Source organism: Polaromonas naphthalenivorans CJ2 (genome assembly GCF_000015505.1).
GTDB classification, from domain to species: domain Bacteria; phylum Pseudomonadota; class Gammaproteobacteria; order Burkholderiales; family Burkholderiaceae_C; genus Polaromonas; species Polaromonas naphthalenivorans.
The window spans coordinates 3,773,312-3,799,826 of record NC_008781.1 but is presented as its reverse complement, the minus strand read 5'-3'; the positions used below and the strand labels follow the sequence as shown (position 1 = coordinate 3,799,826).

The 26,515-nt window shown below is 64.7% G+C and carries 24 protein-coding genes; 8 read left to right on the top strand and 16 right to left on the bottom strand.

Translation table 11 applies throughout. From position 1 onward, the window contains the following. Positions 1-42 precede the first annotated feature (42 nt). The 4 genes from PNAP_RS17840 to PNAP_RS17825 all read right to left on the bottom strand — a co-directional run bounded on the left by PNAP_RS17840 (position 43) and on the right by PNAP_RS17825 (position 3,675). Positions 43-1,068, bottom strand: coding sequence for a chemotaxis protein CheB (locus PNAP_RS17840; RefSeq protein WP_011802941.1), 1,026 nt, complete (start codon positions 1,066-1,068; stop codon positions 43-45). Between the two features lie 143 nt (positions 1,069-1,211). Beyond that, positions 1,212-2,066, bottom strand: a complete 855-nt coding sequence (locus PNAP_RS17835; protein WP_011802940.1) for an ABC transporter permease — start codon at positions 2,064-2,066, stop codon at positions 1,212-1,214. Then, a complete protein-coding gene (locus PNAP_RS17830; protein WP_011802939.1) occupies positions 2,063-3,004 on the bottom strand; it encodes an ATP-binding cassette domain-containing protein in 942 nt (313 codons plus the stop codon). Before PNAP_RS17830 ends, PNAP_RS17835 begins: the two co-directional genes overlap by 4 nt. Before the next feature lie 80 nt (positions 3,005-3,084). Further along, positions 3,085-3,675, bottom strand: a complete 591-nt coding sequence (locus PNAP_RS17825) for a molybdopterin-dependent oxidoreductase (protein WP_011802938.1) — start codon at positions 3,673-3,675, stop codon at positions 3,085-3,087. Between the two features lie 198 nt (positions 3,676-3,873). Between PNAP_RS17825 and purT the strand changes: the two genes are divergently transcribed. Continuing rightward, positions 3,874-5,079 (top strand): formate-dependent phosphoribosylglycinamide formyltransferase, encoded by a 1,206-nt coding sequence (gene purT / locus PNAP_RS17820; protein ID WP_011802937.1) that lies wholly within the window; start codon positions 3,874-3,876, stop codon positions 5,077-5,079. Positions 5,080-5,087: 8 nt separating this feature from the next. Continuing rightward, complete coding sequence (locus PNAP_RS17815; RefSeq protein ID WP_011802936.1) at positions 5,088-6,194, top strand: mechanosensitive ion channel family protein; 1,107 nt, start codon at positions 5,088-5,090, stop codon at positions 6,192-6,194. 122 nt (positions 6,195-6,316) lie between these two features. Here PNAP_RS17815 and PNAP_RS17810 read toward each other — a convergent pair whose 3' ends face one another. The 9 genes from PNAP_RS17810 to PNAP_RS17770 all read right to left on the bottom strand — a co-directional run bounded on the left by PNAP_RS17810 (position 6,317) and on the right by PNAP_RS17770 (position 16,844). Further along, positions 6,317-7,552 carry an acetate/propionate family kinase gene (locus tag PNAP_RS17810; protein WP_011802935.1) on the bottom strand — a complete coding sequence of 412 codons (1,236 nt, stop codon included), beginning with the start codon at positions 7,550-7,552 and terminating at the stop codon, positions 6,317-6,319. Next, complete coding sequence (locus tag PNAP_RS17805) at positions 7,549-8,985, bottom strand: bifunctional enoyl-CoA hydratase/phosphate acetyltransferase (protein ID WP_041376795.1); 1,437 nt, start codon at positions 8,983-8,985, stop codon at positions 7,549-7,551. Before PNAP_RS17805 ends, PNAP_RS17810 begins: the two co-directional genes overlap by 4 nt. Positions 8,986-9,019: 34 nt before the next feature. Further along, positions 9,020-9,823, bottom strand: a complete 804-nt coding sequence (gene fabI, locus PNAP_RS17800; protein ID WP_011802933.1) for an enoyl-ACP reductase FabI — start codon at positions 9,821-9,823, stop codon at positions 9,020-9,022. A 54-nt stretch (positions 9,824-9,877) separates the two neighbouring features. Then, on the bottom strand, positions 9,878-11,623 hold the full coding sequence (locus PNAP_RS17795; protein ID WP_011802932.1) for a PHA/PHB synthase family protein: 1,746 nt from the start codon (positions 11,621-11,623) through the stop codon (positions 9,878-9,880). 133 nt (positions 11,624-11,756) lie between these two features. Beyond that, positions 11,757-14,369, bottom strand: coding sequence for a cation-translocating P-type ATPase (locus tag PNAP_RS17790; RefSeq protein ID WP_011802931.1), 2,613 nt, complete (start codon positions 14,367-14,369; stop codon positions 11,757-11,759). Between the two features lie 39 nt (positions 14,370-14,408). Then, positions 14,409-14,642 (bottom strand): DUF2789 domain-containing protein, encoded by a 234-nt coding sequence (locus tag PNAP_RS17785; RefSeq protein WP_011802930.1) that lies wholly within the window; start codon positions 14,640-14,642, stop codon positions 14,409-14,411. 136 nt (positions 14,643-14,778) lie between these two features. Then, a complete protein-coding gene (locus PNAP_RS17780; RefSeq protein ID WP_041376794.1) occupies positions 14,779-15,369 on the bottom strand; it encodes a hypothetical protein in 591 nt (196 codons plus the stop codon). Positions 15,370-15,504: 135 nt separating this feature from the next. Further along, a complete protein-coding gene (ddpX, locus tag PNAP_RS17775; protein ID WP_011802928.1) occupies positions 15,505-16,107 on the bottom strand; it encodes a D-alanyl-D-alanine dipeptidase in 603 nt (200 codons plus the stop codon). 23 nt (positions 16,108-16,130) lie between these two features. Then, a complete protein-coding gene (locus PNAP_RS17770; RefSeq protein ID WP_011802927.1) occupies positions 16,131-16,844 on the bottom strand; it encodes a YebC/PmpR family DNA-binding transcriptional regulator in 714 nt (237 codons plus the stop codon). A gap of 525 nt (positions 16,845-17,369) precedes the next feature. Between PNAP_RS17770 and PNAP_RS17765 the strand changes: the two genes are divergently transcribed. From PNAP_RS17765 to PNAP_RS17750, 4 genes are all read left to right on the top strand, one after another. Next, positions 17,370-18,152 carry a zinc ribbon domain-containing protein gene (locus tag PNAP_RS17765; protein ID WP_011802926.1) on the top strand — a complete coding sequence of 261 codons (783 nt, stop codon included), beginning with the start codon at positions 17,370-17,372 and terminating at the stop codon, positions 18,150-18,152. Between the two features lies 1 nt (position 18,153). Beyond that, positions 18,154-19,227 carry a TAXI family TRAP transporter solute-binding subunit gene (locus PNAP_RS17760; protein ID WP_011802925.1) on the top strand — a complete coding sequence of 358 codons (1,074 nt, stop codon included), beginning with the start codon at positions 18,154-18,156 and terminating at the stop codon, positions 19,225-19,227. 152 nt (positions 19,228-19,379) lie between these two features. After that, positions 19,380-20,747, top strand: coding sequence for a Fic family protein (locus tag PNAP_RS17755; RefSeq protein ID WP_011802924.1), 1,368 nt, complete (start codon positions 19,380-19,382; stop codon positions 20,745-20,747). Positions 20,748-20,867: 120 nt separating this feature from the next. Next, entirely contained in the window at positions 20,868-22,088 is a 1,221-nt protein-coding gene (locus PNAP_RS17750) for a 6-phosphofructokinase (RefSeq protein WP_011802923.1), read from the top strand. Positions 22,089-22,550: 462 nt separating this feature from the next. Here PNAP_RS17750 and PNAP_RS17745 read toward each other — a convergent pair whose 3' ends face one another. The 3 genes from PNAP_RS17745 to PNAP_RS17730 form a co-directional block, all read right to left on the bottom strand. Beyond that, positions 22,551-24,044, bottom strand: a complete 1,494-nt coding sequence (locus PNAP_RS17745; protein WP_011798576.1) for an IS1182 family transposase — start codon at positions 24,042-24,044, stop codon at positions 22,551-22,553. A 267-nt stretch (positions 24,045-24,311) separates the two neighbouring features. Next, a complete protein-coding gene (locus PNAP_RS25850; RefSeq protein ID WP_083758064.1) occupies positions 24,312-24,521 on the bottom strand; it encodes a hypothetical protein in 210 nt (69 codons plus the stop codon). A gap of 649 nt (positions 24,522-25,170) precedes the next feature. Further along, the gene (locus PNAP_RS17730) at positions 25,171-25,476 is read right to left on the bottom strand and encodes a hypothetical protein (protein ID WP_011802920.1); all 306 of its coding nucleotides are present in this window, start codon (positions 25,474-25,476) and stop codon (positions 25,171-25,173) included. A gap of 104 nt (positions 25,477-25,580) precedes the next feature. Here PNAP_RS17730 and trhA point away from each other — a divergent pair, with 104 nt between their 5' ends. Both trhA and PNAP_RS17720 read left to right on the top strand, forming a co-directional pair. Next, on the top strand, positions 25,581-26,225 hold the full coding sequence (trhA, locus tag PNAP_RS17725) for a PAQR family membrane homeostasis protein TrhA (RefSeq protein ID WP_011802919.1): 645 nt from the start codon (positions 25,581-25,583) through the stop codon (positions 26,223-26,225). Positions 26,226-26,270: 45 nt separating this feature from the next. After that, on the top strand, positions 26,271-26,465 hold the full coding sequence (locus PNAP_RS17720; RefSeq protein ID WP_011802918.1) for a hypothetical protein: 195 nt from the start codon (positions 26,271-26,273) through the stop codon (positions 26,463-26,465). Positions 26,466-26,515 lie beyond the last annotated feature (50 nt).

The following is a 26,515-nucleotide window of genomic DNA, read 5'->3' as shown; positions in this document are numbered from 1 at the left end:
GGCTGCCTGCGCGCATGCCCGGCTGGCGGGTGAGCCGGCGATTCAGTTCTTGGACGCATGCCCGAAAAAGCCCGGATCAAGCACCAGGTCGCGCAGCGGCTGGAGCCGCTGTTCCGAGTCATCGGCCTGCTTGCGCCATTGCGCTGCCGTGTCGTTCGCGCCGGAATGAAGCGCCAACTGTTCCATCTGGCGCAGCAGCATCACCCGCTCTTCGACGGCGCGCAAGGTCGCCCACAGACTTTGGTCGATGGCGTCGTTGATCTCGGCCATGAGGGTCTTGAGTGAAAACGCATGGCCGGTGTGGCAGCGAAAACGAACAATCGTGCCTTCTTCGATCTGCATCAGCACGCCATGGCAATCGGGGCAGGTGTAGGGGGAAACCTTGCCCAGGTTCATGATGCCGGCCTTGAGTGCATTGCCTTGCATGGCGATGTCGTTTTCCATGGCGCGCTGCAGGCTCAAAGCGCTGGCCGCCACCACGGGCGCGGCGGTGCCGACCAGTTCCCTGACCTTGTCGGCCAGCGCTTCGACCGTGCCGACAAAATCTACCTGGACATGCGCAATGGCGCTTTCGGGCATGGAGGGATGCATGGCCTGCGAAGGAATCTGCACCAGCGTGGCGCCCTGGTGGTCCTTGATGGCCCAGAGCCCGGCCGTGCCGTCGTCGAGCGCGCCGCTCAGGACCACGCCGATGACGCGCGAGCCAAACGCTGCGGCGGCCGAGCGAAACAGCACATCGACCGACGGCCTGGCGCGGACTTCCTTCGGCCCCCGGCTGAGCCGGATGCCTTGCGGCGTGACCATGAGGTGCCGGTCGGCCGAGGCGACATAAACACGCCCGTGCTCAATCGGCTGGCCATCTTCGGCAATCACGACCGGAAGCGGCGTCGCATTCGCCAGCACCTGGTCGAGCTGGCTCGGTGTGTCGGCCGGAATGTGCAGCACCACCAGGATGGCGGCATCGAGGTCGGCGGGCAAGGCCGCAAAGAAGCCCCGCAACGCCTCGACCCCGCCGGCCGACGCCCCGATGACCACGATGTCGCGGTTTGGCAATTGTGAGTTTTCCATTGGATGAGTCTAGGGCAGTCTGACCTGGCCTGTTCGCCTGTTGAGGGCATGGGGCTGGGTCATTGCCCGTGCCACGCCGCGCTCAGGTTGCGCTATCAAAAAAATAGCTGCTTGCGCATGTCCTGATTGCGCAAAAGCCGCTTTTAGTTCCGAAACCGCCTGCGCGTCAGCGCCAGCGCGATCCAGAACGCGGCCACGCCATAGACCACCAGCACGGCCAGGTGCCGCAGGCCCTGCGCCGGCCACTGGTCCAGGAACAGCGGGCGGATCAGCTCGACGGCGGCGGTCAGCGGCAGCCAGTCGGAGATGACGCGCATCACGCCGGGCAGCTGGTCGCGCGGGAAAAACACGCCGCTCAGGAACATCGTCGGCGTCAGGAACAGCGAAAAGTAATAAGTGAAAAAGTCATAGCCCTTGGCCAGTGCGTTGAAGATCAGCGCGATGCTGGCAAAGACGATGCCCACCAGCCCCAAGAGCGGCAGCGCCAAAATCAGCATCGGGCTGTGGCTGATGCCCAGCGCCAGCATCACCGCCAAAATGACCGCGCTGGTGAACAGCGACTTGTACGCGGCCCACAGCATTTCGGCGAACACCACGTCGTCCAGCCGCACCGGCGCGTTCATGATGCCGTCCCATGTTTTTTGCACATGCATGCGCGAAAACGCCGAATACAGCGCCTCGAACGACGCGGCATTCATCGCGCTCATGCAGATCGAGCCGCTGGCCAGGAACAGGATGTAGGGCACCGGGCTGCCATTCAACTGCACCTGCCCGATCAGCATGCCCAGCCCGTAGCCAAAGGCGACCAGCGTGATCAGCGGCTCGGCGATGTTGCCGACCAGGCTGGGAACGGCCAGCTTGCGCCAGACCAGCAGGTTGCGCCGGAACACCGGCCACCAGCGCCAGCTGATCTGCGGCGGCCGCAGCAGGGCCGGCTGGGGGGCCTGCACCGCAATCGCTGGCGGCTGGGATGTTGAGGTGGTGGCTTCGGTCGTCATGCGGCCTCCCTGATCTGGCGCCCGGTGAGCTTGAGGAACAGGTCTTCTAGGTTGGCCGGGCGGTGCAGCGTGCGCAGCTCGGGGTAGTCGGTCAGCGCGGCGAGCAGGCGCTTGGCGTCGCTGGTGTAGAAAAACACGGTTTCGCCGCTGACCTCGACGCGCGCGGCCATGGCCTTGAGCGGTGAGTCCACCAGCGCCAGCGCGCCCGCGCCGTACACCTCGACCACGTCGGGCTCCAGGTTCTGCGCGATCAAATCGCGCGGCGTGCCTTCAGTCATCTTCTTGCCGTGGTCGAGCACCAAGAGGCGGTTGCACAGGCGTTCGGCCTCGTCCATGAAGTGCGTCGTCAGCAAAATCGATTTGCCCTGCTGCACCAGCCGCTGCAGCCGCTCCCACATCAAATGCCGCGCCTGCGGGTCCAGGCCGGTGGTTGGCTCGTCGAGCAGCAGCAGCTGCGGGTCGTTGACCAGCGCGCGCGCCAGGCTCAGGCGGCGCTTCATGCCGCCCGAGAGTTCGCTGAGCTTGGCGTCGGCCTTGTGGGTCAGGGCGGCAAACTCCAGCAGTCGGGGGATGCGTTCCTTGATCACCTTGTCCTTCAGGCCGAAATAGCGGCCGAACACCAGCAGGTTCTCGGCGCACGAGAAATCCGGGTCCAGGCTGTCGAACTGGCTGACGATGCCGAGTTGCTCCTTGATGGCCAGCGCGTCCTGCGGCATCGACAGGCTGGCGCTTTGGCCGCCAGGGAAGTAGGTGATGCGCCCGGAGTCGGGGCTGGTCAGCCCCAGGCACATGCGGATGGTGGTGGTCTTGCCGGCGCCGTTCGGGCCGATCACGCCCAGGCATTCGCCGGGCGCAATGGAAAACGACAACTGGTTGACGACGGTGTTGCCGCCGTAGCGCTTGCTCAGGTCAACGACTTCAAAAAGGGGCTGGGTCATGCGGCTATTGTGCCCATCAGGCGTGGCGCACGCATGAGTTCGAGGCGTTCCCTCGCTGCGTTCCCTAGCGTTTTCCAGGCTTAGCCTTCCCTGACCTCGATGTGGTAGGTGGCCCAGGGGCAGTTGGCAAAGCGCGCGGGCAGGGGTTTGGCCGCCATGTCGGGAAAGCGGTCGGCATCATAGACGCCCCACAGCGGACCGAGTCCACCCAGCGCCATCGGCTGGCCGTCAAGGTGCGTCGCCACGATGAAGCGGTATTTGCCCGCATCGGCGGCGGAAACCTGCGCCGCGTAGCCATCGACGGCGCGCAGGAACAGCATGGTCTTGTCGCCCGCCTTCACGCCGCAGGCCTTCATCACGTCCAGCAGCAGCGGCCCCTTGAGCGAATGCGGCTTGCCGTCGTATTCGAGCGTCGGCTGGATGGTGACGGCCGGCAGGGCGGTGATGGCGGCAAAGTCAAACACCTGCGCCTTGTCGAACATGATTTTTTGCTTGGCCATCATCTGGTCGAGCGCCGGGTCCAGCGGGCCACGGTTGCCCGCGCCGATGCGGCCGCTGACCGTCAGCAGCGTCGGGCCTGCCGGGGCCCGGCGGCTGCCTTGGGCCGCGGCCCAGGAAGGCATGGCCACCGCGCCGGCCAGGGAGGCGTTCAGGAAATGGCGTTTTTTCATGGAAAAATCCCAGGTTGAAATGACTTGCCGATGCTACACATCCGCGCGACGCCGTGGCGCCGCAATCGGTCGTTTGACGCGCGCCGTGCCCATTCCTGGCGGCTTCACTTCAGTGAAGTACAGTAGCTGCCAGCCGCAAGCCGGCGCGTCCGGCTGTTGACCGGGGCCGGTTTTTTTCACTCTTTATCCTCTTGCACCATGACCACCTTCGGAACCCCCTTGTCTCCCCACGCCACCAAAGTCATGCTGCTCGGCTCCGGCGAGCTGGGCAAGGAGGTGCTGATCGCGCTGCAGCGCCTGGGCGTGGAAACCATCGCCGTTGACCGCTACGAGAACGCGCCCGGCCAGCAGGTCGCGCACCACGCGCGCACCATCACCATGAGCGACCCGGCGCAGCTCAAGGCCTTGATTGAACAGGAAAAGCCCGACCTGGTGGTGCCCGAGATCGAGGCGATTGCCACCGGCATGCTCGAAGAACTCGAAGCCGCTGGCACGGTGCGCGTGATTCCCACGGCCCGGGCCGCGCGCCTGACCATGGACCGCGAGGGCATTCGCCGCCTGGCCGCCGAAACGCTGGCGCTGCCGACCAGCCCGTATGTGTTCTGCGATTCGCTCGAAGAACTGCAGACCGCGATTGATTCAAAAATCGGCTACCCCTGCGTCGTCAAGCCGGTGATGAGTTCGTCGGGCAAGGGCCAGAGCAAGATCGCCTTGCCCAAGGACGTGGCGCCGGCCTGGGACCACGCGATGGCCGGCGGGCGCGTGAGCCGTGGCCGCGTGATCGTCGAAGGCTTTGTTGATTTTGAGTATGAAATCACGCTGCTGACGGTGCGTGCGTTGGGTGCTGATGGCCAGGTGGAAACGCATTTTTGCGAGCCGATTGGCCACCTGCAGGTCAGCGGCGACTATGTGGAAAGCTGGCAGCCGCACCCGATGCGCCCGGCGGCGCTCGAAAAGAGCCACGAGATTGCCCGGGCCGTGACCGACAACCTGAGTGGGCAGGGCGTGTTCGGCGTCGAGCTGTTCGTGAAGGGCGACGAGGTCTGGTTCAGCGAAGTCAGCCCGCGCCCGCACGACACCGGCATGGTGACGCTGTGCACGCAGTGGCAAAACGAGTTCGAACTGCATGCGCGGGCGATTCTGGGCCTGCCGGTCGATACCGCGCTCAAGAGCCCGGGCGCCAGCGCCGTGATTTATGGCGGCGTCGATGCGGCGGGCATCGTGTTCGACGGCGTGGCCGATGCGCTGCGCGTGCCGAACACCGACATCCGCCTGTTCGGCAAGCCCGAGAGTTTTGTCAAGCGCCGCATGGGCGTGGCGCTGGCGTTTGACGCCGATGTGGACGTGGCGCGCACGCATGCCCGGCTGGCGGCGTCCAAGGTCAGGCCGCGCGCGGCGGGTTAGGGCCGGGCATGAGCCGGAGTTTCCCTGAACTGCGCGCGCTGATCTCGTGGGCCGACGATTCGGCGCTGCGCATCCTGCTGGCGGCTGGAATCTGCGTGCTGCTGGCCCTGCTGGTGTACCGCGTGAGCGCGACCGTGGTGCTGCGCCTGACGCGCTCCATGCCGGTGGCCTACCGCACGGCGCAGCATTGCCAGACACCGGCGCTGCTGCTGCTACCGCTGATCGCGCTGCAGGCCGTCTGGCAAATCGCGCCCGACAGCTTTCCGCTGATTGCCGGCGTGCGCCATGTCAATGTCCTGCTGCTGCTGACCGGCCTGACCTGGCTGGGCCTGCGCGCGGCGCGCGGCGTGGCGCAGGGCGTGATCGGCCTGCACCCGGTCGATGTCGAGGACAACCTGAACGCGCGCCGCATCCATACCCAGACGCGCATGCTGTCGCGCACCGCGATGTTCGTCATCTTGCTGGCCGGGCTGGCCCTGATGCTGATGACCTTTCCGGGCGCGCGCCAGATTGGCGCCAGCCTGCTGGCGTCGGCCGGCGTGGTCGGGCTGGTGGCCGGCATTGCCGCGCGGCCGATTTTCAGCAACCTGATCGCCGGGCTGCAGATTGCGCTGGCGCAGCCGTTTCGCATCGATGACGTGCTGATCATCCAGAACGAGTGGGGCCGGGTCGAGGAAATCACCGGCACCTACGTGGTGCTGAAGATCTGGGACGAGCGGCGGATGATCATTCCGCTGCAGTGGTTCATTGAAAACCCGTTTCAGAACTGGACGCGCAAGAACGCGCAGATCATCGGCACGGTGTTCATCTGGGTGGACTACCGCATGCCGCTGGCGCCGCTGCGCGAAGCTGCCCAGCGCGCCTGCGAGCTTGCCTCCGAGTGGGACAAGCGGCTGTGCCTGCTGCAGGTGGTCGAGGCGGGCGAGCGCAGCATGCAGCTGCGCGTGCTGGTGACCTCGAACAATTCGAGCCTGAACTGGGATTTGCGCTGCAAGGTGCGCGAGGCGCTGGTCGATTGCATGCAGCGCGACTGGCCGCAGCATTTGCCGCTGATGCGGGCCGAGCTGGCCGGGCCGGCAACTGTGGCTCGGCCGGAAGTGCCGCCGCTGCCCTGAGCGGGCGGTGGGGCTGGGCAGTGACCATTTTTCAAGCAAAAAAGTCCTTTTGCGCACTATCCATAAGCACAGACAGCTATTAAATTAATAGTGGCTTCAGGTGCCGGCGCCACCACGTAGCGTTACATGCCGTCCGCGCGCCAGTCGTGCGCCCCGCGCCCCTGCAGCACCGCCTGGGTGTGCCGGGCAATCATCAACTCCTCGTTCGTCGGAATGACCCACACCGCCACTCGGCTGCCCGGCGTGCTGATGCAGCGTGGGCCGGATGCCTGCGCCTGGTTGGCGTCCTCGTCCAGCGCCACGCCCAGCCACGCCGCATCCTCGCAAACCCTGCGCCGCAGGCTGGCACTGTTCTCGCCAATGCCGGCGGTGAAAACCAGCGCATCGAGCCCGCCCAGCGGCGCGGCCAGGCTGCCGAGTTGCTGGCCCACGCGGTACACATACAGCTCAATCGCCTGCCGTGCCTCGGGCGTATCGCTGGCCTCCACCGTGCGCATGTCGCCCGAAATGCCCGACACGCCGAGCAGGCCCGACTGCTCGTACAGCAGCTTTTCAACCGCCTGAACGCTCATGCCCAGCCCGCTCATCAGGTACAGCACCACGCCCGGGTCCAGGCTGCCGCAGCGCGTGCCCATCATCAGGCCGTCGAGCGCGGTGAATCCCATGGTCGAGGCGACGCTGCGCCGGTCCTGCATGGCGCACAGGCTCGCGCCGTTGCCCAGGTGCGCGACGACGACGCGGCCATTCGCCGCCGCGCCCAGATGGCCGGGCAAGACGCTGGCGATGTATTCATACGACAGGCCGTGAAAGCCGTAGCGCTTCACGCCGGCCTCGGTGATGTGGCGCGGCAGCGCGCAGGCCTGCGCCACCCACGGCTGGGTGGCGTGGAATTCGGTGTCGAAGCAGGCGACCTGCGCCAGCTCGGGCAGCAGGCTGGCAATCGCCCGGATGGCCGACAGGTTGTGCGGCTGGTGCAGCGGCGCCAGCGGCGTGAAGCCATCGAGCTGCGCCAAGATCTCCGGCGTGACCCGCGCCGGCCGCGCAAACCGCTCGCCGCCATGCACCACCCGGTGGCCCACGGCCAGCAGCGTGCGGCCGGCCGCGTGCCGGCCCAGCCAGTCGAACAGCGCTTCAAACGCCTCTTCCGGCCCCAGCACCGGGTCGGCCGACACGCTGATGCGACTGTCTTCGAGCAGCGCGCCGTCCTGCCCCCACACCAGCAGGCGCGGCTTGCCGCCTATGCCTTCGATCCTGCCGTTGGCGATGCGCGCCAGGGCCGAATCGGGCCGGGCCACGTCGTAGGCGGCAAACTTGACGCTGGACGAGCCCGAGTTGATGACCAGCAGCGCCTGCTTCATGCCGGTTCTGCCAGCGCCCTGAGCCGGTGGGCGATAAGCAACAGGGCGATGGCGCACGAGGCGATGCGCGAATGCGCCGAGTCGGCCCGGCTGGTCAGCACGATGGGCACCTTGGCGCCCATCACCAGCCCGGCGGCCTGCGCGCCGCCCAGGTATTCGAGCTGCTTGGCCAGCATGTTGCCCGATTCCAGGTCGGGCACCACCAGGATGTCGGCGTCGCCGGCCACCTCGGAATGGATGCCCTTGGTCTTGGCGGCGGCCAGCGACACGGCGTTGTCAAAGGCCAGCGGGCCATCGACCAGGCCGCCGGTGATCTGGCCCCGGTCGGCCATTTTTGACAGCGCGGCGGCGTCCATCGACGAGCGCAGTTTGGGGCTAACGGTTTCCACCGCCGACAAAATCGCCACCTTGGGCCGGGCTATGCCCAGCGCATGCGCCAGGTCGATGGCGTTTTGCACGATATCGACCTTGGCGTCAAAGTCGGGCGCGACGTTGATGGCGGCGTCGGTGATCAAGAGCGGCTTGGGGTAGCGCGGCACGTCGAGCACGAACACATGGCTGACGCGGCGCCCGGTGCGCAGGCCGGTCTGGCTGTTGACCACCGCGCACAGCAGCTCGTCGCTGTGCAGGCTGCCCTTCATCAGCGCCTCGACTTCGCCGGCCCGGGCCAGCTCGACCGCCTTGGCGGCCGCCGCATGGCTGTGCGGCACATCGACAATCGAAAAGCCGCTCAGGTCGAATCCGCATTCGCCGGCCAGGCTGCGGATGCGCGGCTCGGGTCCGATCAGGATGGCCTGGATCAGGCCCAGCCGGTCGGCGTCCAGCGCGCCTTCGAGCGCCTCACGGCTGCACGGATGGACCACGCCCATTTTGATGCGGGGCAGGCTCTTGGCGGCGTTGAGCAGCTGGTCGTAGCGCAGGTTCCTGTCGGCCATCAGCGGTTCGGGCAGGTCGGTGCGCAAAATGCGCAGGCTGTCGGCCGGCGCAATCACATGGGCCTGGCCGTCAATCACCACATCGCCGTCCTGATCGACGCAGCGCGTGTCCAGCCACACCTGGCGGTTGGCGGCCTTCAGCGCGCTGACCGTGACCGTCACGGTCAAGGTGTCGCCGATGTGCACCGGCTTGAGGAACTTGAGCGTCTGGCCCAGATAAATCGTTCCCGGGCCGGGAAACTGCGTGCCCAGCACGGTCGAGATCAAGGAGCCGCCCAGCATGCCGTGGGCGATGATTTCGTGGAAGTGGCTGGTCTTGGCATACAGCGCATCGACATGCGCCGGGTTCACATCGCCCGAGACGGCGGCAAACAGCTGGATGTCGCGCTCCGTCACCTGGCGCACCAGGCTCGCGCCGTCGCCCACGCGAATCCCGGCGAAGGGATGGTTTTCAAGAAAATCGGCTGACGGGCCGGGCTGGGTGCTGAGCGAATCCATGGCTAGCCTTTGTTGTTGTGAGGGTGCGGGCAGCTTAGCCCATGACGTGGTAGCCGGCATCGACATAGGTGACGTTGCCGGTCAGCGCGCGGGCTGCGTCGCTGCACAGCATGGCGGTGACGGCGCCGACGTCGGCGATGGTCACCAGCTGGTGCTGGGGTGCGCGGCTCGCGGCATCGTCCAGCAATTGCTCGAAATCCCCGATGCCCGATGCCGCCCGCGTCTTGATCGGGCCGGGCGACACCGCATGCACGCGGATGCCGGCGGGGCCGAGTTCGGCGGCCAGGTAGCGCACCGTGGCTTCAAGCGCGGCCTTGACCGGCCCCATGATGCCGTAGTGGTCGATGACCTTTTGCGCGCCGTAGTAGCTCATCGTGACCAGCGTGCCGCCCTGCGTCATCAGCGGCTCGGCCAGCCTGGCCATGCGGATGAACGAATGGCACGACACATCCATGGCGCGGGAAAAGCCCTCGGCGCTGCTGTCAACGATGCGGCCGTGCAGGTCGGCCGCCGGCGCAAAGGCGATTGCGTGCAGCACGAAGTCCAGTTTGCCCCAGCGCTGCTCGATCTGCGCAAACACCGCTTCGAGCTGGCCGGGCTGCTCCACGTCGAGCGGCACGATGATGTCGGCGCCGAACTGCGCGGCCAGCGGGCGCACATGCGGCTCGGCCTTGGCGTTGAAGTAGGTGATGGCCAGCGTGGCGCCCAGTTCCTGCATGGCCTGCGCGCAGCCGTAGGCGATGCTCTGGTCGTTGGCAATGCCGACGATCAGGCCTTTCTTGCCGGCCAGGATGGGCAGGGCGCGCGGGGTGGTTTCGGGGGTGATGGCAGTGTTCATGCCCCGATGTTACGCATCCGGTGTGACGTCTGAATGATTTCCCCGCTGGCCTGATCAGGGCACCAGCACATAGCGGCCGGGCGCATCCTGCAGCACCGGGTAGCCGCCTGCCGCGTTGCCCATCGCGGGCGGGGCCACGCGCTCGCCGGAGTGCCGGCGCAGCCAGTGCTCCAGCGCCGGCCACCAGGAGCCTTCATGCTCGGGCATGCTGGCCTGCCAGGTGTCGGGGTCGATATAGCGCGCGCCGGCCTTGCGGGTGGCGATCTGGTAGCTTCGCTTGACCCCCTCGCCGGGCGGGTTGACCACGCCCACGTTGTGGCCGCCGCTGCTCAGGCAAAACGTCACCTCGGCCGGAACGAGCAAATGAGTCTTGTACACCGCATGCCAGGGCGAGACGGTGTCGCGCCGGGTGCCCAGCGCAAAAATCGGTATCCAGATGTCGGACAGGGCTATCGGTTTGCCATCGACCAGGTAATGGCCCTCGGCCAGGTCGTTCTTGAGGTAGAGGTGGCGCAGGTATTCGCTGTGCTGGCGGTAGGGCATGCGGGTGGCGTCCAGGTTCCAGGCAATCAGGTCGTTGACCGGGTGCTTGCCCCCCATCAGGTAGTCGTGCACCATGCGCGACCACACCAGGTCGCGCGAATTGAGCAGGGCAAACGCGCCGGCCATCTGCTTGCCGTCCAGGTAGCCCTTGTTGGCCATCGCGTCGTTCAGGAAGGACAGCTGGCTTTCGTCAATGAACAGGCCCAGCTCGCCGGGGTCTTCAAAGTCGAGTTCTGAGGCCAGCAGGGTCAGGCTTTTCAGGCGCTCGTCATGGTGGCGGGCCATGTAGGCGGCGGCAATGCCCAGCAGCGTGCCGCCCAGGCAGTAGCCGATGGCCTGGATTTTCTGGCCCGGCACGATGCTGCTGACCGCGTCGATGGCGGCCATCACGCCGGCCTTCAGGTAGTCGTCCATGCCCAGGTGGCGGTCCCTGGAGCTGGGGTTTTTCCAGGACAGGATGAACACGGTGTGGCCCTTTTCGACCAGGTATTTCACCAGCGAGTTGCCGGGCGACAGGTCCAGGATGTAGTACTTCATGATCCACGACGGCACGATCAGCAGCGGCTCGGCAAACACGGTGTCGGTCTGCGGACGGTACTGGATCAGCTCGATCAGGTGGTTGCGAAACACCACCTTGCCGGGCGTCACGGCCACTTCCTTGCCGGGCCGGAAATTCTCGGTGCCGGGCAGGGGCCGGCCGGCGGCCAGCCGAAGCGATTCCTTGATGAAGTTTTGCGCGCCTTGCACCAGGTTCATGCCGCCGCTTTTGAGCGTGGCGGCCTGCACTTCGGGGTTCGTCAGGAGAAAGTTCGACGGCGACACGATGTCCAGCAACTGGCGCGTGGCAAAGGTCACCACATGCTCGTGGTGGGCCGTCACGCCGGGCACGCCGCTGGCGGCGTTGTGCCACCACTGCTGGTGCAGCAGGAAGGACTGGTAAATCAGGTTGAACGGCCATTCCTGCCATTCGGGCGCGCTAAACCGCCGGTCCTGCGGCAGCGGTTCAATGCACGGCTTGCAATGGTCAAACGGACCCAGGAAGGCATGCCAGGCGATGCGCAGCTCTTTTTCAACGGCCTTGACCAGCAACTCCTGCTGTTTGCCGGGCGACAGCGCCAGATGGGTCAGCCAGTCCAGGTAGGCGCCGGCCAGGGACGCGGGCGACACGCCGTGGGTAAAGCGCGCCAGCTGGGTATGCAGCGGCTTGTCCAGATCCCGGGGAATGAGGGTCTGCGCGGTCGTTTGAACGTCGTTCATGAAAGAAGCTCCTCGCGGTTAAAAAGCGGCATCAGCCATGGTAGGGCTATCGCCTGTCGGGCTTGCCGCGCCATGACGCGTTTTCAGGTAATTGAGGTAACAGTGCGGCAACTGCAAGAGGCCGCCACGGGGTTCATTGCCTCGGTCCGCCGGCCAGCCGCACCAGCTCCAGCCAGACGGCGCACAGCGCCAGCAGCCCGGCGCCGGCCGCAAGACCGGCCAGGCCGGGCAGCTCCAGGCCCATCAGCCGGCGCAGCCAGGGCAGGTACAAGACCGCTGCCAGCAGCCCGAACATGGCGACGGCCATGCGCCACAGCAGCGGGTTGGCGTTTGTCATGCCCAGCAGGGCTGAACGCCGCAGGTCGCGGTTCGCCAGGATCAGCAGCATCACGCTGAGCATCAGGGTGCAGAACACCACGCTGCGGGCTTGGGGCGCGCTCCAGCCCTGCGCGGCCAGCCACGCATAGCCGGCCAGCAGCAGTCCGGCAACGCCCAGGCCCTGCAGCACCGCGTGGCCCAGCGGCGCCACGCCAAAGGGCGAATCCGACACCGGGCGCGGCGCGCGCTCCATCAGGCCGGGGCTTTCCGGGTCGGCTTCAAAAACAACCGAGCAGGCCGGGTCGATCAGCAGCTGCAGCAGCACCATGTGCACCGGCATCAAGAGCACCGGCCACTGCAGCAGCGTCGGCACCAGCGCCAGCGCGATGACCGGCACATGCACGGCAAAGGTGAAGCGCGTGGCCTTGCGCAGGTTGTCGTCGATGCGCCGGCCCTGCCGGATGGCGGCGACGATGCGCGCAAAGCTGTCGTCGAGCAGCACCAGCGCGGCCGCTTCCCTGGCCACGTCGGTGCCGCGCTCGCCCATGGCGATGCCGATGTCGGCGGCCTTCAGCGCGGGCGCGTCATTGACGCCGTCGCCGGTCATCGCCACCACCTCGCCGCCGGCCCGCAGCGCCTGCACCAGGCGCAGCTTGTGCGCCGGCTGCAGGCGCGCGCACAGGTCCGCGTGGCGCAGCCGCTCGCGCAATGCCGCATCGTCCAGCGCGGCGATTTGGTCGCCGGTGATGACCTCGGGCCGCTCCGACAGGCCGACCTGGCGGGCGATGGCGCGGGCCGTGGCCGGGTGGTCGCCGGTCAGCATGATGACGCGCACCCCGGCGCGCCGGCATTCGGCCAGCGCCGCCGGAACTTCCGGGCGCGGCGGGTCGGCCAGCCCTAGCAGGCCGAGGAATTCGAAATCGAAATCGTGCTGGCTGCGCGGCCAGAGGGGTGCGGCATCGGGCGCGGCGGGCGCGCCACTCCAGCGCCCGCGCGCCACGCCCAGCACACGCAGGCCGCGCCCGGCCATGGCCTCGACCTGGGCGCGGATGGCTTCGCGCCGGGCGGCGGGCAGGTGGCACAGGTCGGCCACGGCTTCGGGCGCGCCCTTGGTGGCCAGCAGATGCTGCGTCGGCGCGCTGCTGGCGAACACCCGCGTCATCGCCAGGATCTCGCCCGACAGCGCGTATTCAAACTCCGGTTCGCGGCCGTCATGCACATGCTCGGTGCCGGCCAGCCAGCCGTGGCCGAAGCGCTGGATGGCTTTTTCCATCGGGTCGAACGGGTCGCCCGGCGTGGCCAGCATGGCGAATTCGGCCAGCAGGTGGAATGCTTCGGGCAGTTCGCTGGCCTTTTCGGGCGTGAAGCGGGCGCTGCCGGTGTCCAGTTCGGCGACTTCCATGCGGTTCATGGTCAGCGTGCCGGTCTTGTCCACCGCCAGCACGGTGATGGCGCCCAGCGCCTCGACCGCCGACATGCGCCGGGTCAGCACTTTTTGTTTCGAGATGCGCCAGGCGCCCAGCGCCAGGAACACCGTCAGGATGACCGGGATTTCCTCCGGCAATATGGCCATGGCCAGCGCGATGCCGGACAGCAGGCTTTCCAGCAGCGGCCGCCCGTTCCACCACCAGCCCAGCAGCACCTGCGCGCCGGCCAGCAGCAGGGCCGCCGCGCCCAGCCGGCGCACCAGCTGGCGCGAGGCGCGCTGCAGGGCCGACGGCGGCTCGGTGGTCCTGGCCAGATCGGCGCCGATGCGGCCCACGGCGGTGGCACCGGCCGTGGCCTGCACTTCAGCCAGGCCGACGCCCCGCGTGACCACGGTGCTGGCGTAAAGCGCCCCCACGCTTGCCACTGCGTGTGCTGCGCTGCCCCCCGAGGGGGCTGGCCTTGCTTGGGGCGGCCCGGCGCTGCGGCCGCCGGCCCCCACGCTGGCCGCTGTGTCGGGCAGCTTGGCCACCGGCACCGATTCGCCGGTCAGCAGCGATTCGTCCACCTCCAGCTGGCCCTCGAAAAGCCGGGCATCGGCGGCGATGCGGTCGCCCTCGTGCAGCACCAGCACATCGCCGCGCACCACGCCGGCGCCCGGAATGCGCTGCTCCTGCCCATCGCGCATGACCAGCGCGCGCGGCGCCGACAGCTCGCGCAGCGATTCGAGCGCCCGCTGCGTCTTGCGCTCCTGCACCAGCGTGATGCCGATGACGACGAACACGAAACCGAGCAAAAACAGCGCCTCGGCCGGGTCGCCCAGCGCCAGGTAAATGCCGCCAGCGGCCAGCAGCATCAAAAACATAGGCTCCGTCACCACCGTTAACACGATGGCGGCATTGGACTTGGGCGCGCTGCCGGGCAGCAGGTTGGCGCCGTCAGCGGCCAGCCGCCGTGCGGCCTCGGCGGCGCTCAGGCCGCAGGCTTCAGGCGCATTCGGCACGGGCTGGTTTCGAGGCGGATTCGTGAGCGGAAAATCGGCCTAACCGCGAAGCGCCAGGTTCAGCTGATCGACCAGCTCTGCCCAGTCGGCATCTTCGAGTTTTTCTTCTTTCAGGAACACCGCCTGGGACTCGGTCCAGAACGGGGCGTCCGCCAGGTCAATGTCGCTTCTCAGTGGAGCATGCGATGCGATGAACTGCCTGATGGACGACTCGTCGGCAGGCAGGCCGAGCTGCGCAAAGAGTTCGCTGAATGGGTGAATTGGCTGGTCCATAAGCATCCCTGACGTGGTTGGTTTTAAAGGTCGGTAACACGCGATTCAACACTGAATTAAACACAAATCGGCGGAATCACCTTCCCGTGGAAAGGGGATTCCCGTGGCGCTCAGGCGTGAGGCGTGATGTGGCAGCTTATTTCACTTCCTTGCCCAGCGCCACCCGGAACTCTTCGAGCCTGGCTTCATAAGCCTCGGCCTCGCCGTATTCCAGGAAGCGGTTGTAGCGCGCATGCGTGCCCAGAATCTTGTGCGCGTGCTTGATGGGGCAAAAATACTGCTCGGTGCGGGCCAGGATTTCCGTCATGTAGGCCATCAGGCCGTTGCCGTATTCGCAGTAGGTGCAGTGGAATTTCTCGATGGCATTGAGGTAGCCCAGGTGCCGCCGGTCAAACACCAGGTAGTCGCCGCGCCGCACGCGGGCAATGCCGTAGATCGGAAAGCAGACCCACTGGTACAAGCTCACGCAGGCGTCGAGCATCAGGAGCGGAAAGATCATGCCGTAGATCAGCGGCCCGGTGATCAGGTTCTGCGGCCGGTCTTTTACCAGCCAGCGCAGCACGCCGGTCTTGAGCTTGCGGTGCGCGTCCCGGGCGGACTTTTCAAACTCGACGCGCTTGCCCTTGATCTGGAAGAACACCCGGCTTTCCTGCTGGTGAACCGCCGTGCGCAGTTCGGCTTCAAGCGCGGCCATCTGTGACAGCAACTGGTTGATTTTGTCGTTCATGCATCGCAGCATACGCCAGGATTTGCGTGTCGTGGGCCGCTGCGCGGCGCTGGCTGCCCCAGCCGCAAGAATTTATAAGAAAACAGGCGCTGGCGCATGCTCGTCATGCGCCAGCAGCTATTAAAAACAGAGCATTCAAGAAGCCATTGAACCCGCAGTCGCCGCGTGGCCGCCAGCGTGCAGGCAGGTCATGAAGGCGTGGCTGTCGATCAGGGGAAAGCGCTCCGCGCCCGGCAACTGGTAATGCCACCATTCGCGCGGATGGTGCACGAAGCCGGCTTCCAGCATGACGGTCAGCAGCCGCATGCGGTTGACCTGGATGGCCGCCGGATGGTCGGCATGAAAGTGGTGCGAGGCCGCGCTCATGGTGTCCACCGGCGTTCCCATGTCGAGCGCCACACCATCGGCGCCGACCAGCGTCAGGTCAACGGCCACGCCGCGCGTGTGGTTGGAGCCGATTTTCGGGTCGGCGATGTAGTCCGGGTTGGGCGCCACGGCCCACAAGGCCTCCTGCGCCTCCTGCGGCCGGAAGGCGTCGAGAATCTTCAGCCGCAGGCCAAAACCGCGCGCCGCCGCGATGGCCTTGCGCAAACCGGCTTCGGCCTGCGGGTGCAAGAAACACAGCGGATGGTCGTAGATGGCCTGGCCGGTGAAGTTGCTGGCACCGGCATAGATCAGGTCAACCAGGACATCATGGTTCTGCTCGGTGATGTGGATCAGTCGGGGCTGGTTAGGCATAAATACTGAAGCGCCGGCCCGTCTCAGCCCGCCAGGCCGACGTACACGTTTTGCACATCGTCGTTCTCGTCAATCGCGGCCAGGAAGGCCTCGACTTCGTGCAAGTCTCCGGGGCTCAAGGAGGCCGGGTCGATGGGGTTCTTGGGCTTGTAGCCGAGCTTGGCCGACAGCACGGTGAAGCCCTGGGCGGGCAGCGCGCGGCTGACCAGGTCGAGGTCGGTGGGGTCGGTCAGGAACAGCGTCGTGCCGTCTTCGTGGCCCGGCTCGAAGTCCTGCGCGCCCGCTTCGATGGCGGCCAGTTCGGGGTCGGTGCCGGCGGCCAGCGGCTCGGCCTCGATCATGCCGACATGGTCGAAGTCCCAGGCCACCGAGCCGGAACTGCCCAGATGTCCCTTGCGGAACAGCACGCGCATTTCAGAGGCGGCGCGGTTCACGTTGTCGGTCAGGCATTCGACCATCAGCGGCACCTGGTGCGGCGCAAAGCCTTCGTAAATGACGTGCTCGAAATGAACCGCCTCGCCGCTCAAGCCGGCGCCTTTCTTGATGGCCCGGTCCAGGGTTTCCTTGGGCATGGAGACCTTGCGTGCCTGCTCCACCACCAGCCGCAGGCGCGCGTTCGAAGCCGGGTCGGCCCCGTTGCGCGCAGCGATCATGATGTCCTTGGCCAGTTTGCCAAACAGCCGGCCCCTGGCGTTTGCGGCCAGATCCTTGCCTTTTGCTTTCCATTGCGCGCCCATGTTTGAGATTCCTTGATGTTGTGGCGCTCCCATGCGCCTGGCTTTATTCGGGGAGATCAGGGCATGCGCGCTGCCTGAAAAGACGCGGCGCATGACCCAAGGGGACTAGGTTATACACCCATGGCCTGGGGCCGATTTTGACGAATGAGGTGTCCGCCTGATTGACCCCGGCCGGTTGCGGGGAGCGCCAAGCGGGCCAGCGCTGGTTTTTGACCGAAGTTTGGCATCAAACAAGGCTTTTGCGCAGTACAGGCGGGCATGAGCAGCTATCTTTTTCATAGAGACTGGAGCGGCATTCGCCACGGACTTGCGCGCCGTTGATTTTTCTCAACCGCAGCGCTTCATTCCTTGCATTTAATGATCAGCAAGACCTGACAGTGTCTGGCGGCAAACCATGCTGCCGGAGTTGCTGGCATGGGGACAACCCTGTGCCGCTGATTTTTTGAGCGCCCGGAGCGCCGGCCGTGATGAATCACGGCCTGCATGCAACCCCTGCGCTTGCTTCATGAAGGGCACCTGCTTCAGATGTCGTCGATAGTCCCCCTCCGGTGCCTTCTGTGCAAGCACCTCAATCCGGCCGATGCAGTGTTCTGCAACAAGTGCGGCACGCAGCTCGATCTGCAAGCCTGCAGCCGGTGCGGAGCGCTCAACGAGCGGGTCGCGCAGAACTGCTCCCAATGCGGCGCCAGGCTCACTGTGCCGGCAACACCGGAACCCGGCCCACTGCTGGCGCCAGCGACACCCGTCAAAGATGCGGCCCCTGCCGCACCGGACGATGCGGCCGGCGCAGGCCCGGAGGCGGCGCATTCCAGGCATGACCTGGCGCACTCGCCGCCCGGGACGCAAGCCGTGGATGACACGTTTTTATCCGAAATGGATGCGGCATCGCTGATGTGGCGCAAGCTTGAGGAGCGCACGCCGGATCAAACGGGTTCAGCCGAAGCCGCTGCGGCCGCGACCCGGTCCAGGCGCCGGTGGCTCATGCTGGGCGCGGCCTTATTGCTCGCACTGGCCGTGAATTTCGTGTACGTCTATGTCCGCGACCAGCAGCCCGAGCAACTTGAGCAGAAGGCGGCGCAGGGCGAAAGGCAGGCGGCCCCGGACGTGCCCGGCGCGCCTTCACCCGCCGAGGCACGGGTGAATTCCGCCCTGACGCTTGAGACCGGCAATGATGGGCTTGAAAAGCCCTCATCGCCTGCGCAGGCCGACGTGCAAACCCGCCAGGCTCCGCCGCAATTCACGGACTGTCCGCCAGCCGTCGCAGCCCTTGGGTTGTGCAATCCGGATACCAAACAGGAGGGGCATTGACATGAAAAAACTCGTATTGGGCACGCTGCTGATGGCCGGGATGCTCTGCCACGGCCCGGCGGCCGCTGCGGTGGAATACAAAATCGTCACCGCTTCGGAGCGCGGAACCTATATCAAGATCGGGCGCGACCTGGCCCAGTTCGTGGCGCCCTCGGCGGACATCCAGCTCGACGCCCTGCCTTCGGCCGGATCGGCCGAGAACGTCCGGCTGCTGCGCTACGAGCCGGGCATCAAGCTGGCCCTGGTGCAGTCGGACGTGTACCAGTCCTTTCTCGACATCGCCGCCGGCGGCAACGCAGCCGCCCGCGACATGATCGCGCCGCTGCGCGTGATCATGCCGCTGTACAACGAGGAAATCTACTTTGTCGTGCGGGCCGACTCGGAGCGCAACTTCATCCATGAGATCAAGAATGCAAAGATCAACGCAGGCGAGTCGGGCAGCGGCACGGCGCTGACCTCGGCAACGCTGTATCGCCTGATGTTTGGCGAAGCCATGCCGGACGCCAGCGCAAGCTACCTGTCCAACGAGGAGGCGCTGGCGAAACTGGTCACGGACAAGACCCTTGACGTGGTCGCGGTCGTCGCCGGGCAGCCCGCCAAGCTGCTGGTTGACATGAAGCCCGAGTCGCGAAAACTCATCAAGCTGCTCAAGTTCGACCCCGGCCATCCTTCCAGCAAGGCGGTGCTCAAGACCTATTTCCAGGCCAGCGTGCGCGCCAGCAATTATCCCAACCTGCTCACGGAGGATATTGCCGGGCTGGCCGTCAAGGCCTTTCTCGTCACCTACGATTTCCAGCTGAAGGACACCGAGAGCCACCTGCGGGGCATGGCGCGCTCGCTGTGCCAGAACTTTTCGGTGCTGCAGGAAAAGGGACACCCGAAGTGGCGCGAGGTAGAGCTTGCGCTGCCGGACCTCGGCCGTGGATGGTTCTACTACGGCCCGACGACGCGCGAACTCCGCTCCTGCATCGCCGGAGAACCCGCAAGAAAGAGGGTGGTCAGCCGGGCGAAGCCGTCGCCGCCGCCAGCGAAGGAGTGCCCGCAGCAGGAACGCATCCTGGGGCTGTGCAAATAGGCCTGCGCAAGGGATGGCGGGCTTGGGAAGAAGCTGCCGTGCCTCGGCCGGGGTGACGCAGAATTCAGTGAATCGCGCCATGCCAGTGGCGCAGTTGATTGAACCGCGCCACAATCGCGCCACATTTCAGCCAAACTGCGCCAAAAAATCCCATGACAGCCCCCGCCGCCTTGCTCAAAAGCATTCAATCGTCCGTCGCCGGCCTGACGCTCGCCGGGTTGCTGGCGCAGCACCCCGAGCTGGCCCGCCGCACCGTCCAGCGCTGGCTGAGCCAATGGAGCCGCGAGGGGCAAATCACCGCCAGCGGCGAAGGGCGCGCCCGGCGTTATGCGGCGCCTGCGCTGCCGGCCCCGGCCAGCGCCATTGCATCCCCTGACCGCTTCCCGCCCCACATTCCCCTGTCCGCAGACAGCCGCGACATCCTGGCCTATGTCGATCAGCCGCTGCAGGCGCGCAAGCCGGTCGGCTACCAGCGTGATTTTCTCGATGCCTACCAGCCCAACGTGAGCGGGTATTTGCCTGAATCGCTGCGCCGCCAGCTGCACAACATGGGCCGGACCGCGCAGGCCCATGAAGCGGCGGGCACCTACAGCCGTGCCATTCTGAACCGGCTGCTGATTGACCTGTCGTGGGCCTCAAGCCACCTGGAAGGCAACACCTATTCGCGCCTGGACACCGTGGAATTGATCGAGCAGGGCCGGGCAGCGCGCGGCAAGGCGGCCATCGAAACGCAGATGATCCTGAACCACAAGACCGCCATCGAGTTGCTGGTGGAAAGTGCTGTCAGCGCCGGCAGCGCTGGCTTGAGTCGCTACCTGCTCATGAACCTGCACAGCGCGCTGGCGGAAAACCTGCTGCCCAATCCGTCCGATGAAGGCCGCATTCGCCAGCACGCGGTGGACATTGGCCAGAGCGTGTACCGGCCCCTGTCCACGCCGCAGCAGATCGACGAAATGCTGGAGGTCTTGCTGCGCAAGCTGGGCGCCATCGCCGACCCGTTCGAGCAGTCATTCTTCGCGATGGTGCATCTGCCTTACCTGCAGCCGTTCGCCGATATCAACAAGCGCACCTCGCGCCTGGCGGCCAACTTGCCGCTGTTCCGGGCCAACCTGTGCCCGCTGACCTTTCTGGATGTGCCCGAGCAGGCCTACAGCCGCGCCACGCTGGGCGTGTACGAGCTGACGCGGGTGGAGTTGCTGCGTGACCTGTATGTCTGGGCCTACGAACGCTCTACGCAGGAGTACCTGGCCATCAAGCAGGAACTGGCCGAGCCCGACCCGACCCGGCTGGCCTATCGGGAACTGATCAAGCAGACCATCCGCGAAGTGGTTCAACATCCCCATGCCGATGCGCTGGCCGCCATTGCGCAGGCCATGGAGCAGGTGCCTCGGGCGGACCGCGACGATGTGCAGGCGCTGGTCGTGCAGGAGTTGCGCCGCCTGCATGAAGGGGTGCTGGCGCGTTACGGGCTGCGCCCGTCCGAACTGAGCGCCTGGAACGCGGCGCAGCATTCGCTCTGAATTCAGGACTTGCCTGGCCCGTCATGATGTGGTCTATTGCATGGCGTGCTTCAACATCGAAACCCGCCAGCATTCATCGCTTGATCGAATCCGCCGGCTACCCTTTCAAAGGAAAAAACCATGGCATCCGGAAAAATACTCGTCGCCCAGGGTGGCGGTCCGACGGCGGTGATCAACCAGTCGCTGGTCGGCGTGGCGCTGGAGGCGCGGCGCTTTGGCGAAGTCACGCGCATCTACGGCGCGCGCCACGGCGTGCGCGGCATCGTCAATGAAGACTTCGTCGATCTGACGCAGGAAACCAGCCACAACCTCGAACTGGTCGCCAACACGCCGTCCTCGGCGCTGGGCTCGACGCGCGACAAGCCCGACATGCGCTATTGCCAGGAAATCTTCAAGGTCCTGCAGGCGCACCAGATCGAGCACTTCTTCTACATCGGCGGCAACGACTCGTCGGACACGGTGCGCATCGTCAGCCTGGAGGCGCAAAAAGCTGGCTACCCGCTGCGCAGCATCCACATCCCGAAAACCATCGACAACGACCTGGTGGGCAACGACCACACGCCCGGCTTTCCGTCGGCCGCGCGCTTCGTGGCGCAGGCGTTTGCCGGCGCCAACCTGGACAACGCGGCGCTGCCCGGCGTGTACGTGGGCGTGGTGATGGGCCGCCATGCCGGATTCCTGACGGCGGCATCCGCGCTGGGCAAGAAGTTTCCCGACGACGGCCCGCACCTGATCTACCTGCCCGAGCGCACCTTCGTGCTGGAGAATTTTCTCGCCGACGTGAAGGCGGCCTACGCGCGCTTCGGGCGCTGCGTGATCGCCGTGTCCGAAGGCATCCACGATGCGTCGGGCGCGCCGATTGCCAGCCTGCTGGCCAAAGACCTGGAGCACGACGCGCACGGCAACGTGCAGCTGTCGGGCAACGGCGCGCTGGCCGATTTGCTGTGCGAGGAGATCAAGTCCAAACTCGGCATCAAGCGGGTGCGCGGGGACACCTTCGGCTACCTGCAGCGCTCCTTCATCGGCTGCGTGTCCGACGTGGACCAGCGCGAAGCGCGCGAGGTCGGGGAAAAAGCCGTGCAGTTCGCGATGTGGGGCACGCAGGACGGCTCGGTCGCCATCAAGCGCACCGGGTTTTATTCGGTCGATTACGAACTGCTGCCGCTAGATGCCGTGGCCGGCAAGACGCGGGTGATGGAGGACGAGTTCATCGCCAGCAGCGGCACCGACGTGACCGATGCCTTCAGGATGTATTTGCGCCCGCTGCTGGGCTCCGGCATGCCCGACGCCTTCAGGCTGCGGCATCATCCGGTCGCCAAGGTGCTGAATCCCGGTCGCTGAAGCCGTCCCGCACGGCGTGTTTGGTGGGCGCCCATTCCGTGTGTCACGGCCGCCTTTAACCGGGGGTTTGTGCATTAAATAAGGCTCTTGCGCAATAGGGGCGGGCACAAGCAGCTATGTTTTTGATAGTTCGCTGAAGGCGTGAGCCGGCTGACTCATGCCGTATCGCCTCAATCGGGTCCATGCGCGCCGCCCGGCCAGCCCGCCCGAATCGCATCGCCTACGGCGGGCAGCCTCATCGCGCGCAACCCCGGCATTCCATCGAATTGCCAATGCGTGAGCTTCGGCATCGAAGGCGGCAAGTTCCACTGGCTGATGAAATGGGTCCGCCAGCGACTCCTTTGCAGCGAGACTGTGTGAAAACGCATTGGCGGTGAGAACGCTCTGTCAACGTCGAGGCGACAGGTCTGGATCTGCTTACGAATTCGAACTGAAGATTCCTCCGCACGGGCTCTATTGCTTTTAAGCCCGAGCTTGAATTGCCTGTCGGCATTGAAGTGAACAAAGGGCTTTCAAGCCCTCCTCTGTGATGGCCTTGAGCAACTCGGCAATGCCAAGAATTTTCATCACCCGCTTGAGGTTGTAAGCCAGAACATGCAGACTCATTTCGGTTGCCACCTTGGCTTTGCCGCGCATGAGAAAGTGCGTCCAGCCCATCCAGTGCTTGAGCGTTCCAAAGACATGCTCCACGGTGCTCTTTCGCACCTTCATCGCCTCGGGCTGGCGGTCCAGGCGGCGCTGCACCGCCTCCATCACCGCTTCGTGCTCCCAACGCCTGATGCGCCGGTAGTTGCTGGTGGTGCATTGCGCTTTCATCGGGCATGCTGGGCAGGCGCTGCTCCAGTAGACGTGAATCTGCAGGCCATCTTCCTCCCTGGTGAACCGGTGAATGGCCCGTTGACGCGCCGGGCACAGGTATTCATCATCACGCGCCATGTAGATAAAGTCGTCCTTGCCAAAGCGCGCCTGCGCCCGGGCATTGGAAGTCATGGGCTTGGGGACACAGGCGGCAATGCCCGCGTCTTCGCAGGCCTTGAGTTCGGGGCCGCTGTAATAGCCGCGATCGGCAAGGGCTTGCAGTTGACGCACCCCCATGGCCTCGAGTGCGGCCCGCGCTTGTTTGCTTAACTGCGCCCGGTCACTGGCGGTATTGGTCACTTCATGGGCCACGATCAGGTGGTGCTGGGTCTCCACCACCGTCTGCACGTTGTAGCCCACCAGGGCGGTGCCCTTCATGCTGTGGGTGCTCATCGCCCGCGCATCCGAGTCTGTCAACGATAGCTGTTTATCGGGTTGCATCTCTACCTGCGCCTTGATCTCTTTGAGTTCTTGCAGTCGCTGACGCATCTTCTGAACCTTGCCCTGCAAGCGCTCTGTTTTGGCTGGCAATTCGGCGGGCTGGGTGCGATCGAGGGTTTGCAGTGCGTTCAGGTAGCGCTGGATGCTTTCGTCAATCTCGCGCTCACGCCGCTCGATCTTGCCGGAGGTGTAGTTGCGCTCACGGTTGTTGACCGCCTTGAATTTGCTGCCATCGATGGCCACAACAGCTTGCGTCAGCAGTTTCAGTTCCCGGCACAGCATCACAAAGTGGCGGCACACATTGCGGATGCCCGCACCATTGTCTTTGCGGAAATCGGCGATGGTCTTGAAGTCAGGCGTCAAGCAGCCAATAAGCCACATCAGTTCAATGTTGCGCTGGCACTCCCGCTCCAGGCGCCGGCTGGACTGGATGCGGTTGAGGTAGCCGTAAAGGTAGAGTTTGAGGAGCACTGCGGGGTGATAGCCCGGACGTCCGGTCACTGCGGGCGTCATCCGCGCAAATTCGAGCTCTGCCAAATCGAGTGCATCAACGAATGCATCAACCACGCGCACTGGATTGTCTTGTCCAATGTAGTCATCCAGGCGCCCAGGTAACGTGATTTGACTGCGATCCCTTCCTTGAATGTATCGCTTCATGTGTTCGTCCCATCAATGAAACCATATGGGCGTCAACGCGCGGGGAATCACCCAGGCAGACAAGATCCCAGCGTTTTCACACAGCCTCCAGAGAAAGCAGGCATTCGCTGAAATGGCAGGTTTCGGCCATATCCAGCCATTCGCCAACGGGAGCTTTGTAGAAGTTCAATTCCCTCGTATTTCCTGTTTGTTAGTCGTCCTTCATGGCGGACTGTAGTGCTGTACGGCCAGCATTCGGTGGTCGGTCGAGCAGGTATTGAGCCGCGCTCAATCCTTGAGGTTCACCCCGAGCACATTCAGCTTTTTTGCATACGAATCCCTGCGTTTAGCTGCCCTTGCAGCGATTTCGACGGCCGCCTGAATGGCCTTGGGTCCTTTATTTTCAACAGCTTTGATCAATCCGAATTTGTGAGCAGCATCTACCTCCGCCCTCCTGAAAGTGGCGATGAGTTCGGCATGGGCAACGGATTGATTCACAAGGACTTCATTGTTTAAAGCGCTATTTTCTGCGTTTTTTCGCGCTGATAGCCCTTGAAGGCGAGGTGACGCAAAAGGGTTACAAGGGTCTGGTTTGAAAAACGTAGATAGACAAACTCTGCAGCTGCCATTAGTTTGAAGGAGACGGTGAGGGCACTCCTTTAACCAGACCTGCCTTCTCAACTGACTTTCAAAAGTCGCAGATCGCTACCGCAAGCCCTCGGTAAATCAGCAGTGCGATGGTCAACGCCACGCCTTGGCGTTCGTGCCCATGCAAGCGGCATAGTTCAATAAACTGCGCCACTATCGCGCCACTTCCCCATCAAACCGCGCCAAACCATGCCATGCCTGCTGCTGGTCCGAACTGACAGCCTGGAAAGCAGCGCAGCATTCGCTCTGAATTCAGGCGCTGCCTGGCGCCCTTGCGCGTGTCACGGCTGTTTTTTAACCGGTGTTCATCGTCAAATCGGGCTCTTGCGCAATACTGACGGGCGCAAGCAGCTATCTTTTTAATAGTCGCCTGACAGGCGTCATCCGGCTTGACTATGGGTGAGCCAAAGCGGTCAGTTCGTGCGTTGCGCTGAAAGCCAGGGAACAACGCACGGACTGAAACGGTCACGGCATCTGGCGCACGGTCAGGATGCGTTGATCAGCTGTTGTCAGCTTCCCCGTCGTGTTCGTCTTCCAGGCTGTCGTTGTCCATGGTGGCTATTTCGGCGTATTGCACGGCGTTGAGCTGGTGGCGGTAGGCCGTGTAGGCGTGGCGGGCCGTCGCTTCGTTGTCGCCTTCGTCATCGGCAGCGGCTGCTGACAGGTGGTGCTTGGCGGCTGCGGCGAAATGGCGGGCCGCCATGCGGTGATGGTCGCCCATGCTTTCGTACTCTTCTTCAAAGTGCTCGTCAGTCATCTCCACGAAAGAGTCTGCTTGAATTTCTGGAGTGTGTGCGTTGGTCAAGGGAGGCTCCCAAAATGGATGTCAGCGGCGACATGCCGCCACCGCAGCATTCCTGACCCGAATGACTTTTTGATGACAAAGTTCTTTCATGCCCCGCGTGCAAAATGCGCGGCATGACACAACGCTCGCAAAGCTCAGGCGAGGAAATCGCCAACAGCGTCAGCCACGCTGTCGCACTGCTGGCCGCTGTCGGCGCGGTGCCGTTTTTGATGGCTTCGGCGCGCAACCGGAGCGCGGCGAGTTTTGCCGGCGTCATGGTTTTTGCCGCGACCATGGTGTTGCTCTACCTGACCTCGACGGTTTACCACGCGCTGCCCGACGGCCGCGCCAAGCGCATCTTCCTCAAGCTCGACTACGGCGCGATTTACCTGTTCATTGCCGGCAGCTACACGCCTTTCGCGCTGGGCGCGCTCGGGGGCGCATGGGGCTGGACGCTTTTTGCGCTGGTGTGGCTGCTTGCGGCCGTGGGCGTGGCGCTGAAGGTTTTCGGCCGGTTGACGCACCCCTGGCTCTCAACGGGTTTGTACGTCTTCATGGGCTGGCTGGTCCTGGTTGCGGCGGTGCCACTCGTCAGTCAGGTTCCGTTGATCAGCCTGCTGTGGCTGGTGGCCGGTGGGCTGGCTTACACTTCCGGCGTCGTGTTCTTCGTGCTGGACTCCAGAATCCGATACTCGCATGCGGTTTGGCATGGGTTCGTCGCGGCCGGCACCGGTTGCCACACTTTCGCGGTGCTGAGTTACGCGACATGAAACGCTCTCAAGCGCCAATCCTGACCTTTACAGTGGAGAAAACTGATGAAAAAACGCCTTCAAAACCTCGAATTACTCTGCAACAAACTGCAGTACCGGTATGGCGAGGACGATGACCTGGTTCTGCAGCTGAAGCAGGAACTCGAAATTCTGATCGCAAAAACGCTTGCCAAGTCGAACCAGGGCCGGCGCAAGGACGATACGGGCGCCAAGGCCGAGTCGTCGATGGCCCTGCACTGAGTGAAGGGCAGGGGTTTTTGCATGAAATCAGGCGCTTGCGCAATAGGGGC

Coding starts and splice junctions, on each gene's coding strand:
- PNAP_RS17840 (WP_011802941.1), bottom strand. CDS start 1,068: ATGGAAAACTCACAATTGCCAAACCGCGACATCGTGGTCATCGGGGCG.
- PNAP_RS17835 (WP_011802940.1), bottom strand. CDS start 2,066: ATGACGACCGAAGCCACCACCTCAACATCCCAGCCGCCAGCGATTGCG.
- PNAP_RS17830 (WP_011802939.1), bottom strand. CDS start 3,004: ATGACCCAGCCCCTTTTTGAAGTCGTTGACCTGAGCAAGCGCTACGGC.
- PNAP_RS17825 (WP_011802938.1), bottom strand. CDS start 3,675: ATGAAAAAACGCCATTTCCTGAACGCCTCCCTGGCCGGCGCGGTGGCC.
- purT (WP_011802937.1), top strand. CDS start 3,874: ATGACCACCTTCGGAACCCCCTTGTCTCCCCACGCCACCAAAGTCATG.
- PNAP_RS17815 (WP_011802936.1), top strand. CDS start 5,088: ATGAGCCGGAGTTTCCCTGAACTGCGCGCGCTGATCTCGTGGGCCGAC.
- PNAP_RS17810 (WP_011802935.1), bottom strand. CDS start 7,552: ATGAAGCAGGCGCTGCTGGTCATCAACTCGGGCTCGTCCAGCGTCAAG.
- PNAP_RS17805 (WP_041376795.1), bottom strand. CDS start 8,985: ATGGATTCGCTCAGCACCCAGCCCGGCCCGTCAGCCGATTTTCTTGAA.
- fabI (WP_011802933.1), bottom strand. CDS start 9,823: ATGAACACTGCCATCACCCCCGAAACCACCCCGCGCGCCCTGCCCATC.
- PNAP_RS17795 (WP_011802932.1), bottom strand. CDS start 11,623: ATGAACGACGTTCAAACGACCGCGCAGACCCTCATTCCCCGGGATCTG.
- PNAP_RS17785 (WP_011802930.1), bottom strand. CDS start 14,642: ATGGACCAGCCAATTCACCCATTCAGCGAACTCTTTGCGCAGCTCGGC.
- PNAP_RS17780 (WP_041376794.1), bottom strand. CDS start 15,369: ATGAACGACAAAATCAACCAGTTGCTGTCACAGATGGCCGCGCTTGAA.
- ddpX (WP_011802928.1), bottom strand. CDS start 16,107: ATGCCTAACCAGCCCCGACTGATCCACATCACCGAGCAGAACCATGAT.
- PNAP_RS17770 (WP_011802927.1), bottom strand. CDS start 16,844: ATGGGCGCGCAATGGAAAGCAAAAGGCAAGGATCTGGCCGCAAACGCC.
- PNAP_RS17765 (WP_011802926.1), top strand. CDS start 17,370: ATGTCGTCGATAGTCCCCCTCCGGTGCCTTCTGTGCAAGCACCTCAAT.
- PNAP_RS17760 (WP_011802925.1), top strand. CDS start 18,154: ATGAAAAAACTCGTATTGGGCACGCTGCTGATGGCCGGGATGCTCTGC.
- PNAP_RS17755 (WP_011802924.1), top strand. CDS start 19,380: ATGACAGCCCCCGCCGCCTTGCTCAAAAGCATTCAATCGTCCGTCGCC.
- PNAP_RS17750 (WP_011802923.1), top strand. CDS start 20,868: ATGGCATCCGGAAAAATACTCGTCGCCCAGGGTGGCGGTCCGACGGCG.
- PNAP_RS17745 (WP_011798576.1), bottom strand. CDS start 24,044: ATGAAGCGATACATTCAAGGAAGGGATCGCAGTCAAATCACGTTACCT.
- trhA (WP_011802919.1), top strand. CDS start 25,581: ATGCGCGGCATGACACAACGCTCGCAAAGCTCAGGCGAGGAAATCGCC.
- PNAP_RS17720 (WP_011802918.1), top strand. CDS start 26,271: ATGAAAAAACGCCTTCAAAACCTCGAATTACTCTGCAACAAACTGCAG.